Source organism: Kitasatospora sp. NPDC056800 (genome assembly GCF_042789775.1).
Lineage (GTDB): Bacteria > Actinomycetota > Actinomycetes > Streptomycetales > Streptomycetaceae > Kitasatospora.
This window is the reverse complement of sequence record NZ_JBHUAL010000259.1, coordinates 1-11,657: the sequence shown is the minus strand read 5'-3', so window position 1 is coordinate 11,657 and position 11,657 is coordinate 1. Positions and strand designations below refer to the sequence as shown.

The window sequence follows — 11,657 nt, the reverse complement described above, 5'->3', positions numbered from 1 at the left end:
CCTCCGCACCGCCGTGCGGAGGAGGGCCCCTTCGGTGTGACCGCCCGTTCGACTAGCGCTGGGGACGGAGTCGACGGACGGCGATCAGGACGCCCGCTCCGAGGGCGAGGAGCAGGGCGGAGGAGGCGGCGAGGAAGGTGTTGGTGGAGGAGGAGCCGGTCTGGGCGAGTTCGGGGGTGCCGGCGGGGGCGGTGGTGGCCGGGGCGGCGGAGGGCGTGGTCGGCTTCGGGGCCGGGGCCGGGGCGGTGTCCTTGGTCTGCTCGGCGGCGGGCTTGGCCGGGGCCGGCTTGGCGTCCTTGGTGGGGGTGGGCTTGGGCTTGGCCGGGGTGGTCGGCTTGGTGCCGGGGGCGGTGGACCGTGCTACCTGGAAGGTGTGGTTGGCGTCGCCGGTGCCGTCGGCCGGGAACCCGGGGGCCTTGGCGATGGTGCCGACCCCGAGCTCGGTCAGGTCCTTGGGCGCCTTCGCGGAGAGCCCCACCCGGAACATGAAGTTCGCGGCCCGGCCGTCCTCCAGGCGCGGGGTGGTCGTCGCCGGGGACTCGACGGTGAACAGCGTCGAGTCGCCGTAGTGCCGCAGCTTGACCGGCTTCCAGCCTCCCGCGGAGGCGACCTCGACCGTCAGGTCCTCGATCCGCAGGCCGGTGCCGGAGTTCGGGTTGAACAGCGCGAGCATCGCGGAGACGTTCTGGTAGGGAGCGCCGGTGAAGTTGGTGACGGCGACGCCGATCTCGACCTTGGGGCCGCCCGCGATGATGGTCTGGCCGTCCGGGGTCATGTGGAACCCGGCCTTGTACGACCCGTGGTGGTCCGCGGTGGCCTGCCGAGCGGTCGCGGCGGGCGCGCCGGCGGCGGCGGTGCCGCCGTTCCCGGCGGCCCAGGCGGTGTCGGTGGTGAGGAGCTGGACGCCGCCGGCGAGGACGACGGTGGCGGCGAGGGTGGCGATGCGGCGGCGGCCGGAGGAGGCGCGGTCGTTCTTCGCGAAACGGGTGATAACGGACGTGCGCATGACGTGACTCCCCAAAGTCGTCGTGCTGGTGGTGTGTGGGTGAAGACGACCGGCTCCGCTGCTTCACGAGCGGAAGCGCCCCCCGGCTCCGCCGGTCTCGCTCTCCGTGCCTTCATCTGTATGGACGTGCATCCCCGCCGGGGGTTGCAGGCGGGTTCCGAGAATCTTTCGACCGTCGGCGCCGGGGTCCGCTCGGTGCCGACGACCGCAGGTCAGTGCTGGCGGCGGAGGCGGCGCACGGCGATCAGGGCGCCGGCCCCGAGGGCGAGGAGCGCGGCGGCGGAGGCGGCGAGGAAGGTGTTGGTGGAGGAGGAGGAGCCGGTCTGGGCGAGTTCGGGGGTGCCGGCGGGTGCGGTGGTGGCCGGGGCGGTGGTGGGGGTGGTCGGCTTCGGGGCCGGGGCCGGGGCGGTGTCCTTGGTCTGCTCGGCGGCGGGCTTGGCCGGGGCCGGCTTGGTGTCCTTGGTGGGGGTGGGCTTGGGCTTGGCCGGGGTGGTCGGCTTGGTGCCGGCGGTGTCCTGGGGGTGGGTCACCTTGACCGTCTTGAAGCCCGAGTCGCCCGGGCCCTGGGAGCCGGCCATCTCGGTCGAGGCCAGCAGGTCGATCGTGGTCACGCCGGCCGGGGTGCCGGCGGCCAGCGAGTAGCGGAACTTGAAGGTCGCCGAGCTGTTGGCGGCCATCCGCTGGCGCTGGGAGCCGGTGATGTCGACGACGCGGGAGCAGCCGTCGAGCAGCTGGAGGTTCTTCCAGGCGCCGGTGTAGTCCTCGTACTGGATCTTGACGTCCTTGAGGCGGGCCGCGGCGCCCGAGCCCGGGGTGTGGATGCCGAGGAAGGGCTCCATGCCGTGGGCGTCCTCGGCGGCCTTGTTGGTGACCTTGACGGAGACCTCGTTCCAGCTGCCGTCCGCCACCACGGAGGACTTGGCGGAGACGATGGCGGTGTCCGGGGACAGTCCGGGCACGTTGGCCGGAGCCTCGTACGCGCCGTTGAGCCGGTGGTCCCCGCAGGCCCAGGCGGTGTCGGTGGCGAGGAGCTGGACGCCGCCGGCGAGGACGACGGTGGCGGCGACGGTGGCGATGCGGCGGCGGCCGGAGAAGGCGCGGTCGTTCTTCGCAAAACGGGTGATAACGGACGTGCGCATGACGTGACTCCCCAGGGTCATGGGTCTGACGGTGTGTGTGGGCGAAGACGACCGGCCCCGCTGCTTCACGAGCGGAAGCGCCCCCCGGCTCCGCCGGTCTCGCTCTCCGTGCCTTCATCCGTATAGACGCGCATCCCCGTCAGGGGTTGCAGATGGGTTCCGAGAATTTTTCGGAGTTCTTCGGCGGGCCTCGGAGACCGTCCGAGTGATGGTTGGTATGACCTGAATGATCCGGAAAGTACGGATCGTTCGGCCAGGTCGGTGACTTTTTCGCGGCCGGATAGGGGAGTCCCGGCCGCCCGGGTACGTCTCCGCTCCACCACCCGGGCGACGCCGGGTGACCGGAACCCGGAGGACGCACCCGTATGCCGCCTGGCAACCCTGGCCGTCTCGTCCGGAGTCTGGCCGCACTCGTGCTGGTGTCCGCCGCCGCCCTCCCGGGCGCCCTGGAGCTGGTCGGCCCCTCGCCGTTCGGCGTGATCGGGCCGGGGGCCGCCGCCGACCGCGCGGTGCCGCCGCACGCGGCCCTCCAGGCCGACCAGCGGATACCCGCGGCCGCCCCCACCGTCGACATACGCCGCACCGGGGACCCGGCCAACCGGATCACCCTGGTGCTGCTCGGCGACGGCTACACGGCCGGCGAGCAGGAGCTCTTCCGGCAGCAGGCCGACAAGGCCTGGCACGCGCTGATGGACATCGAGCCCTTCCTCACCTACCAGGGCTTCTTCAACATCAGACGGGTCGAGGTGGTCTCCCCGGTCTCCGGGATAGCCGAGTCCGAGAGCCGCGGGCGCAAGACCGCCACCCCGCTCGGCATGCACTTCTGGTGCGAGGGCACCGCCCGGCTGCTCTGCGCCGACGAGGCCGCCACCGCCCGGTACGCGGGGGGCGGCGCCGGGCCGCAGTACCTGATAGCCCTGGCCAACTCCACCGAGTACGGCGGCGCCGGCGGCACCGGGGTGACCACCCTGGCGGGCGGCAGCCCGGACGCCGGGCGGATCATCCAGCACGAGATCGGGCACACCGTGGGGGACCTCGGCGACGAGTACGACAGCGCCCCGGAGGACGCCGACTACCCGAACCTCGCCACCCTCAACGCCGACGACATGCGCAGGAAGCAGACCAAGTGGTGGCGCTGGCTGGGCGCCGAGTCCCCGGACGGGGCCGGGGTGGTCGGGGCGTACCGCAGTGCCAACGGCCTCTACCGGCCCACCCCGGACTCGGTGATGCGCACCCTCGGCAGCGCGTACAACCTGCCCTCGCGCGAGGCGATCATCGAGGAGCTGTACCGCAGGGTCCGGCCGACCGACGCCCCGGTGCCGGCCCCCGGCGAGGTGTCCGGGCGGCCCCGGCTCGACGTCCGGCCGCTGCCGCTGACCGGCCCGCGGCAGTTGAAGGTGGAGTGGAAGGTGAACGGCGTCCCCGTGACGCCGCAGTCCCCCGACGGCTCCTGGCTGGACACCGCCCCGCTGGAGCTGGCCCCGGGCCGGCCGGCCACCGTGACGGCGACCGTCAAGGACACCACCGACTGGGTGCGGGACGAGGCCTTCCGGGAGCGCCACATGACCCGCTCGGTGTCCTGGACGCTGACCGGCTGAGACGCGGTGCGCGCCCCGCATCTGGGCGTCCAATCATGGGATGACTAATCTGGTCGGACTATGACCGTGGAGCCCGCCCGTCCAGCCCCGTCCCCGTCCGTCCCCGCTCCCCGACCCGCCGCCGGGCCCCCGGCCGGCCCCGCGCCGGCGTCAGCGCCGGTGCCCGGACCCGTATTCGAGCCGCCCGGCGGCCGCGCGGCCTGGCTGGCCTGGTCCGTCGGCGTCAGCGTCTACATCCTGGCCGTCATCCACCGCACCAGCCTCGGCGTGGCCGGACTGGACGCCGCCGACCGCTTCGGCATCGGCGCCTCGGCGCTCTCCACCTTCTCGATCCTCCAGGTGCTGGTCTACGCGGCCATGCAGATACCGGTCGGCCTGCTGGTCGACCGGTTCGGGCCGCGCCGGGTGCTGCTGCTGGGCGTCCTGCTGCTGAGCGCCGGTCAGCTGGCCTTCGCGTTCAGCTCCTCCTTCGGCCCCGCGCTGGCCTCCCGCGCGGTGCTCGGCTGCGGCGACGCGATGACCTTCATCAGCGTGCTGCGGATCGCCGCCCGGTGGTTCCCGGCGGCCCGGAACCCGTTCGTCGCCCAGCTGACCGGCCTGGCCGGGATGGGCGGCAACCTGGTCACCACCGTGGTGCTCGCCCAGGCGCTGCACAGCGAGGGCTGGACGCCCACCTTCACCGCGATCGCGCTGCTGGGCGTGGCGGTGTTCGCGCTGGTCGCGCTCTTCCTCAAGGACACGCCCCCGCAGGAGGCCGCCGCCGCCCGGCCCGGGGAGACCGGGAGGGGCGGGGCGACCGGGGCGCGGCCGAAGGTCGGCCAGCAGGTCCTCGCCTGCTGGCGGGAGCCGGGCACCCGGCTCGGGCTCTGGATCCACTTCACCACCCAGTTCCCCGGCAACGCCTTCGGCCTGCTCTGGGGCCTGCCCTACCTGGTGCAGGCGCAGGGCATGTCCCGGGCGGGGGCCGGCGGGCTGCTGACCCTGCTGGTGCTCAGCAACATGAGCTTCGGCTTCCTCTTCGGCCGGCTGCTCTCCGCCTCGGCGCGGGCCCGGATGCCGATCGTGCTGACCGTCGTCGTGACCACCGCGCTCGGCTGGGCGCTGGTGCTGGCCTGGCCCGGCGGCCACCCGCCGACCTGGCTGCTGGTCGGGATCATCCTGGTGATGGGCAGCAATGGCCCGGCCTCGCTGGTCGGCCTCGACTACGCGCGCGCCCGCAACCCCGCGGAGCGGCTCGGCACCGCCTCCGGGATCGTCAACATGGGCGGCTTCATCGGCACGATGATCACCCTGTTCGGTATCGGCGTGCTGCTGGACGCGCTCTCCCCGGACGGGGCCGTCGGGTACTCGGCCGACGCCTTCCGCTGGGCGTTCTGCTGGCAGTACGTCCCGCTGGCGGTGGGCACGGCGATGATCCTGCGGCTGCGCCGGAAGGTCGCGGCGCAGGCGGGCTGAGCCCGGGGCCGTCCGGCCCCGGGCCCCGGGCGGCCCGCCTCAGATGGTGACCGAGAAGTTGGCCAGCACCCGCTCGGCCAGCTCCTGGTCGCCCTCGACGGAGACCGGGCCGGGCCGGCCGCGGCCGCAGGCGAGCCGCAGGTAGGTCTCCCAGTCCATGGTGAGCTGGACGTCGGGCGCCAGGCTGATCGACTCGTCCACGGTGCAGTGGCCGGTGGCGTCCACCCGGACGGTGCGCAGGAACTCCACCGGGCCGGTGACGTCCAGCACCAGGGCCGTTCCGGCCGGGGCCCCGGCCTTGGTGGCGACGGCCTTGGGCAGCAGCTCCAGCAGCACGTCCCGGGTGATCAGCGCGGCCGGGGCGTCCAGGTTGCCCGGGGCCTCCAGGGCCCGGCGCAGGTCCTGCTCGTGCACCCAGACGTCGAAGGCCCGCCTCCGCAGCAGCTCGTGGTACGGGACGTCCCTGGCCAGCGGCCCGGCCGGCCAGCGCACCGGCTCCTCGGGCGTCTGCTTGGCGTTCCGCAGCGCCCGGGAGCGCCGGATGATCGTGTACTCCAGCTCGCTGGTCATCTCCAGCGCGGTGTGGCAGCGGCGCTTGTCGACCGGGAGTTCGACGTAGCGGGCGAACTCGGAGGTCACGTGACGGAGGTCACGCGGCAGCGAGTGGATCGGGCGGGGGTCGCCGAGCAGGTCGGACTCGACCGCGATCACGTGCGAGACGACGTCCCGGACGGACCAGCCCGGACACTCGGTGGCCCGGTTCCAGGAGCCCTCGGGAAGGGGGGCGACCAGCTCCGATATGGACTCGATGGTCTGGGTCCACGCCTCGGTGTAAGCCTGCACGGTCTGGTTGTCCGTCACGGGAATCTCCGGCCCTCCGTCAGCTTCCTTGCCGCCTGTGCCCCGCCGTCACGGCCGACCGGGATGGTCCGGCTTTCCCGGCGCACACGCTAACCGCACGTTACGCTGCCGGGAGACAGCTGGGCAGCGCTTTCGGGTGACGATCGTAGGTCTCTTGCCGTGGACGGTGGTACTGTGCGCGCTTCATTGATCCAACTCGCGGTCTCCGACGCGGAGCCGCCCGCCGAGCGGAGGGCTCGGGCGGCCGCCCTGGTGCGGGCGCAACAGGGTGCCGACCTGGTGGTCCTCCCGGAGCTGTGGCCGCTCGGCGGCTTCGCCTACGACCTCTGGTCGGACGGCGCGGAGACGCTGGACGGGCCCACCTCGGACGTGATGTCGGCCGCCGCCCGGGCCGCCGGGGTCTGGCTGCACGCCGGTTCGATCGTCGAACGCGATCCGGACGGTCCGATCTACAACACCTCGCTGCTGTTCTCCCCGGACGGCGAGCTGGTGCACACGTACCGCAAGATCCACCGCTTCGGCTTCGACAGCGGCGAGGCGGTGGTGATGGGCGCCGGGCAGGAGATCGTCACCGCGCCCACCGACTTCGCCACGCTGGGCCTGGCCACCTGCTACGACCTGCGCTTCCCGGAGCTGTTCCGGGCGCTGCTGGACGCCGGCGCGCAGCTGCTGGTGGTCCCGGCGGCCTGGCCGGCCCGGCGGCGCGAGCACTGGACGCTGCTGGCCCGGGCCCGGGCGGTGGAGGAGCAGGCCTTCGTGCTGGCCTGCAACACCGCCGGGACGCACGCCGGGGTCGAGCAGGCCGGGCACAGCATCGTGGTGGACCCGTGGGGCCGGGTGCTGGCCGAGGCGGGGGCGGACGAGGAGGTCCTGACGGTCGAGTTCGACCCGGCCGAGGTGGCCAAGGCGCGCGAGGAGTTCCCGGTGCTGCGGGACCGCCTGCTGGGGATCCCGGCGCCGGTCCAGCGCTGAGCCGGAGCGGCGCCCGGAGCGGGGGCCGGCGCGGCGGCGGGAGCGGGGGACGGGGCGCGGTCGGGACGGCGCCGGGGCGCCGCGGACGGCGTTCCGGAGGGTTGGTTCGTACCTGGGTCGATCGGGTTTGAGAAGATGAGCACTCGTCGTGTTCCCCGCCGGCCCGTACGAGGGCCTGCCCGGTCGGCCCGCCCGAGGAGGTCGCGCCCATGCCTGACAACGGCGCAGGCGACACCCCCCGTCCCGTCATCCACCGCAACAGCCTGCGCGAGCAGATCGCCGGCGCGCTGCGCGAGGAGATGATGGCCGGCCGACTCGCGGCCGGCCGCAACTTCACCGTCAAGGAGATCGCCGAGCTGTACGGCGTCTCCGCGACCCCGGCCCGCGAGGCCCTGGTCGACCTCGGCGCGCAGGGCCTGCTGCGGGCCGAGCACCACCGCGGCTTCACCGTGCCCGAGCTCGGCTGGGACGACTTCCTGGAGATCTTCGAGTCCCGGGTCCTGATCACCGACAGCTTCCACCGCCAGTACACCGCCCGCCGGGCGCTGCCCGACCTCAGCCGGCTGTCCTCGCTGCACCGCCGGGCCGACGCGGCGGTGCGGGCCGCCCGGGCCGGGAACCTGGACGTGATGGTGGGCTGCGACCGCCGGTTCTGGCAGGAGGTCGGCGCACTGCTCGGCAACCGCCGGATCGCCGACTACCTGGACTGGCTGCGGGTGCAGTCCTGGATGTTCGCCGCCCGCTACCTGCGGGAGCTGCCCGCGCTGGGCGGGGTCTGCTGGGAGCGCCACCCGGACCTGGTCGAGGCGATCGAGGCCCGCGACCCGCTCGCCGCGCACCGGATCATCTGCGAGTACAACCTGTACACCGTCCGGCTGCTGGCCGGGCTGGCCGGACAGCCGCTGGAGTCGGTGACGGTCCTCGGGCTGCTCACCGAGTTCGCCGGGGAGGAGCCGCCGGCGGTGCCGGTCGAGCCGCCGCCCGCGCCGCCGGCCCCGCCGGAGCCGGCCGCCGAGTCCGCCGCCGGGCCCGGCGCGGCCCGCGCCGAGCGGAGCCGCCGCAGCGACGAGGTCGGCCGGGAGCTCGGCCGTGAACTGGGACTGGGCCTCGGCCTGGTGCCGCAGCCGCGCGCGACGCCGTACGGCCGGTTCGGCCGGCGGCTGCCCGAGCCGCCCCCGGAGGCCCCGCGGGGGCGGTCCGACCCGCACGCCGCGCCGGGCCGGTAGGGTGGGCGGGCGTCGGACCGGGCGCCCCGCCAACGGGCCGTCCGGGTACCGACCCAAGCCCCCGTCGTCGCCCCGTCTCCGCGGGCGATCCCCGCCTCCGGAGAGGAACTGCCGGCCATGGCCTGCGACCTCTGGCTCGTCCCGCTGGTGGACGTGCTGAGCCACAGTCCCGACAACCCCTTCCGGGACGACCTCGCGCTCTACAACGCGGTGCTGGCCTCGCGCGGGCTGCCCGAGGTGCCGGTCTACCAGTTCGTCCCGGGCATCAGCGGTGCGGTCGAGCCGATAGCCGCCTTCGACTACGACTCGCTGCACTTCCTGCGCCGCGCCTACCTGTTGGGCCTCACCGGACTGGACATCACCCCGGTCGACACGCTCGGCGGCGACTACGAGCAGCTGCTGGAGATGTTCGAGAGCGGCGCCGAACAGTCGCACCTGGTCTGGCACTTCGACCACGCCGGCGCGTACGTGCCGGTCGAGTTCGCGGTGCCGCTGGTGGACGAGACGCTGCTCGCCTCCGGCGGCCCGCTCGGCTCCAGCCACGGGCTGCTGCGCGAACTCCAGGCCGTCGCACCGGCGCTGGGCATCGACCCGCTCAACCCGCCGGACCCGACCCGGCCGCTCGGCCCGACCGGCCTGGAGCAGCCGTTCGGGCCGCCGATCGACGACGTCCACCCCTTCGCCCGGGAGCGGCACGCCTGGTCGGGCCTGTACGCGGCGGCGACCAGGAGCGTCGCCCAGGGCTCGATGATCGTCTTCGCCTGAGCCCTGAGCCCTGAGCCCTGAGCCCTGAGCCCTGGGTCCTGAGCCCCGAGCCCCGAGTCGCGATCCGGCTCCCGGCCCCGACCGCTAGCGCAGCGGCCCCTCCGGCGGCCGCTGACGCGGCATGGTGGGCCGGGTGCCCGGCGGCGGCAGCACCCGCACCTGGGCGCCCACCCCGGGCTCGCTGCGCCCGCCCCAGGCCCCGCCGGACTGGGTGGGCAGCTGGGTCATCGAGGCGCGGAACTCCAGCATCCACTCCGAGGTCTCGGAGCGGACCATGTCGGAGACGTCCTCGCAGAACCGGCGCAGCACGCCCAGGCAGCGTTCGGCGGCTTCGCCCGCGGTGCCCTCGGTCGGGCCGAGCACCTCGCGCACGCACTCCGACGCCCAGTCGAACTGGAAGGCCTCCAGGCGGCGTTGCAGCGCCTGTCCGGTGGAGACGTCCCGCATCCAGCCGGAGGTGAGGCCGAAGACCCGGTCGACGGCCAGGCAGCCGGCGGAGAGCGCGAAGCCGACGTAGCCCCAGCCGGTGCCGTTCGCGAAGGCGCCGGCCAGGTCGACCAGCGGGGCGGTCACCCCGCCCACCGCGAAGCCGGCCGCGCCGAACCGCAGCAGGCGCGCCCAGCGGCGCTTCCAGATCCGGTCCCGGCGGTACCACTCGATGGCCTCGACCGCCCGCTCCTCGGACCAGCGGTAGAGCTCCTCCAGCCGTTCGGCGGGCTCGCCCCAGTCCCCGAGCGGGAACTGTCGGGTGCTCAGATCGTCCCGGCGTCGGGTGGAGGCCCGTCGGACGACGGCGGCGGCGGGCGGGTCCTCCTCGCCGATCTCCTTGCCCCAGGCACTCTCCTCGGGCTGCATTTCCGGCTGGCTCACCTGTGGGGCTCCCTGTGGCGGGCGGACTGCTGGGTCTGTCGGCGCAACGGCTGACGTGGTGTCCGCCGGTGGTTCTCCAACAGCACTTCTTACCGCCAAATGGCTGACCGTGGGGGCGCTTCTCCGCTGATCGTTACCGGTTTCGGCCAACGGAACCCGAGGTGGGCGGGTTGCGGGGGTCGGCGAGATTTCACCCGTCCGAGCGAGGGTCCGGTGACCCGCCGTCGTGACCCGGGCACCCGTCGCCGAATCGGCCCGGTCGGGCTTGGACGATCCTCCAGTGTGCTCGGCGTACGGAGCGTTCCGCCTGGAGGATCCGACGGGACCGGAGAGCGGCCGGAACAGGCCACCGACTACGCTGCCAGGCGTGAAGGTCCTCGTCATCGGCGGCGGCGCCCGCGAACACGCCCTGTGCCGCTCTCTGTCCCAAGATCCCGCTGTGTCCGAACTGCACTGTGCCCCGGGCAACGCCGGGATCGCGCAGGTCGCGACGGTCCACCCGGTCGACCAGCTGGACGGTGCGCAGGTCGCCGCGCTGGCCGGCCGGCTCGGCGCCGCCCTGGTGGTGGTCGGGCCGGAGGCCCCGCTGGTGGCCGGCGTCGCGGACGCCGTGCGCGCGGCCGGCGTCCCGGTGTTCGGCCCGTCCGCGGCGGCCGCCCGACTGGAGGGCTCGAAGGCCTTCGCCAAGGACGTGATGGCCGCGGCCGGCGTGCCCACCGCCCGCTCCTACGTCTGCACCACCGCCGCCGAGGCGGCCGAGGCGCTGGACGCCTTCGGCGCCCCGTACGTGGTGAAGGACGACGGCCTGGCCGCCGGCAAGGGCGTCGTGGTCACCTCCGACCGCGCGGAGGCGCTGGCGCACGCCGCCGCCTGCGAGCGCGTGGTCATCGAGGAGTACCTGGACGGCCCCGAGGTCTCGCTGTTCGCGATCACCGACGGCACCACCGTCGTCCCGCTCCAGCCCGCCCAGGACTTCAAGCGCGCGCTGGACGGCGACGAGGGCCCCAACACCGGCGGCATGGGCGCCTACTCGCCGCTGCCGTGGGCGCCCGCCGGGCTGGTCGAGGAGGTCCTGGAGACCGTCCTCCAGCCGACCGTGGACGAGCTGCGCCGCCGCGGCACCGAGTTCTCCGGCCTGCTGTACGCGGGCCTGGCGCTCACCTCGCGCGGTACCCGGGTGATCGAATTCAACGCCCGCTTCGGCGACCCGGAGACCCAGGTCGTGCTGGCCCGGCTGCGCACCCCGCTGGCGGGCGTGCTGCTGGCCTCCGCCAACGGCACCCTGGACCAGCTGGAGCCGCTGCGCTGGGACGAGGGCGCGGCCGTCACCGTGGTCGTCGCCTCCGAGGGCTACCCGGCCGCCCCGCGCACCGGCGACCCGATCGACGGCCTGGCCGAGGCCGAGGCGGACGGCACCGCGTTCGTGCTGCACGCCGGGACGACGGCGGGCGAGGACGGCCAAGTGCTGAGCGCCGGCGGCCGCGTGCTGTCGGTCACCGCGACCGGCGCCGACCTGGCCGAGGCGCGCGAGCGCGCGTACGCCGCGGTGGACCGGATCTCCCTCAAGGGCGGCCAGCACCGCACCGACATCGCGCTGAAGGCGGCCACCGCCTGAGGCCAGCCGTGCCCGTGCCGACCGCGGCCCCCCGGCGGAACCGTGGCCCCGGGGCCGCGGCGGGGGTCGGGCCCGCGGGGGGCCGGGGCGGGGGGCCCCGGCCGGGGGGGGCGGAACGCGACAAACCCCAGAGGGCCGGCAAACCCCCAG

At 74.3% G+C, this 11,657-nt stretch carries 10 protein-coding genes; 6 read left to right on the top strand and 4 right to left on the bottom strand.

From position 1 onward, the window contains the following. Positions 1 to 52 precede the first annotated feature (52 nt). Together ACFRQN_RS36730 and ACFRQN_RS36725 are read right to left on the bottom strand one after the other, a co-directional pair. The gene (locus tag ACFRQN_RS36730) at positions 53 to 1,006 is read right to left on the bottom strand and encodes an LAETG motif-containing sortase-dependent surface protein (RefSeq protein ID WP_380744878.1); all 954 of its coding nucleotides are present in this window, start codon (positions 1,004 to 1,006) and stop codon (positions 53 to 55) included. 212 nt (positions 1,007 to 1,218) lie between these two features. Further along, positions 1,219 to 2,145, bottom strand: coding sequence for an LAETG motif-containing sortase-dependent surface protein (locus ACFRQN_RS36725; RefSeq protein WP_380744876.1), 927 nt, complete (start codon positions 2,143 to 2,145; stop codon positions 1,219 to 1,221). Positions 2,146 to 2,510: 365 nt separating this feature from the next. Between ACFRQN_RS36725 and ACFRQN_RS36720 the strand changes: the two genes are divergently transcribed. Then, positions 2,511 to 3,743, top strand: coding sequence for a M64 family metallopeptidase (locus tag ACFRQN_RS36720; RefSeq protein WP_380744874.1), 1,233 nt, complete (start codon positions 2,511 to 2,513; stop codon positions 3,741 to 3,743). 60 nt (positions 3,744 to 3,803) lie between these two features. Beyond that, entirely contained in the window at positions 3,804 to 5,198 is a 1,395-nt protein-coding gene (locus tag ACFRQN_RS36715; RefSeq protein ID WP_380744872.1) for a nitrate/nitrite transporter, read from the top strand. A gap of 39 nt (positions 5,199 to 5,237) precedes the next feature. Here ACFRQN_RS36715 and ACFRQN_RS36710 read toward each other — a convergent pair whose 3' ends face one another. Beyond that, on the bottom strand, positions 5,238 to 6,059 hold the full coding sequence (locus ACFRQN_RS36710) for a maleylpyruvate isomerase family mycothiol-dependent enzyme (protein ID WP_049656343.1): 822 nt from the start codon (positions 6,057 to 6,059) through the stop codon (positions 5,238 to 5,240). Between the two features lie 174 nt (positions 6,060 to 6,233). Here ACFRQN_RS36710 and ACFRQN_RS36705 point away from each other — a divergent pair, with 174 nt between their 5' ends. From ACFRQN_RS36705 to ACFRQN_RS36695, 3 genes are all read left to right on the top strand, one after another. Further along, a complete protein-coding gene (locus tag ACFRQN_RS36705; RefSeq protein WP_049656341.1) occupies positions 6,234 to 7,031 on the top strand; it encodes a carbon-nitrogen family hydrolase in 798 nt (265 codons plus the stop codon). A 209-nt stretch (positions 7,032 to 7,240) separates the two neighbouring features. Continuing rightward, the gene (locus ACFRQN_RS36700) at positions 7,241 to 8,257 is read left to right on the top strand and encodes a GntR family transcriptional regulator (protein WP_074001873.1); all 1,017 of its coding nucleotides are present in this window, start codon (positions 7,241 to 7,243) and stop codon (positions 8,255 to 8,257) included. A 117-nt stretch (positions 8,258 to 8,374) separates the two neighbouring features. Continuing rightward, entirely contained in the window at positions 8,375 to 9,022 is a 648-nt protein-coding gene (locus ACFRQN_RS36695; protein ID WP_049659440.1) for a hypothetical protein, read from the top strand. Between the two features lie 84 nt (positions 9,023 to 9,106). Here the strand turns inward: ACFRQN_RS36695 and ACFRQN_RS36690 are convergent, their stop codons facing one another. Then, positions 9,107 to 9,892 carry an SLATT domain-containing protein gene (locus ACFRQN_RS36690; protein ID WP_074001872.1) on the bottom strand — a complete coding sequence of 262 codons (786 nt, stop codon included), beginning with the start codon at positions 9,890 to 9,892 and terminating at the stop codon, positions 9,107 to 9,109. A 367-nt stretch (positions 9,893 to 10,259) separates the two neighbouring features. Here ACFRQN_RS36690 and purD point away from each other — a divergent pair, with 367 nt between their 5' ends. Further along, positions 10,260 to 11,507, top strand: coding sequence for a phosphoribosylamine--glycine ligase (gene purD / locus ACFRQN_RS36685; RefSeq protein WP_049659445.1), 1,248 nt, complete (start codon positions 10,260 to 10,262; stop codon positions 11,505 to 11,507). Positions 11,508 to 11,657: the final 150 nt, after the last annotated feature.

Excerpts from the sequence above, each read along its gene's own strand:
- ACFRQN_RS36700 (WP_074001873.1), top strand. The coding sequence starts at position 7,241 with ATGCCTGACAACGGCGCAGGCGACACCCCCCGTCCCGTCATCCACCGC.
- ACFRQN_RS36715 (WP_380744872.1), top strand. The coding sequence starts at position 3,804 with ATGACCGTGGAGCCCGCCCGTCCAGCCCCGTCCCCGTCCGTCCCCGCT.
- ACFRQN_RS36725 (WP_380744876.1), bottom strand. The coding sequence starts at position 2,145 with ATGCGCACGTCCGTTATCACCCGTTTTGCGAAGAACGACCGCGCCTTC.
- ACFRQN_RS36720 (WP_380744874.1), top strand. The coding sequence starts at position 2,511 with ATGCCGCCTGGCAACCCTGGCCGTCTCGTCCGGAGTCTGGCCGCACTC.
- ACFRQN_RS36730 (WP_380744878.1), bottom strand. The coding sequence starts at position 1,006 with ATGCGCACGTCCGTTATCACCCGTTTCGCGAAGAACGACCGCGCCTCC.
- ACFRQN_RS36695 (WP_049659440.1), top strand. The coding sequence starts at position 8,375 with ATGGCCTGCGACCTCTGGCTCGTCCCGCTGGTGGACGTGCTGAGCCAC.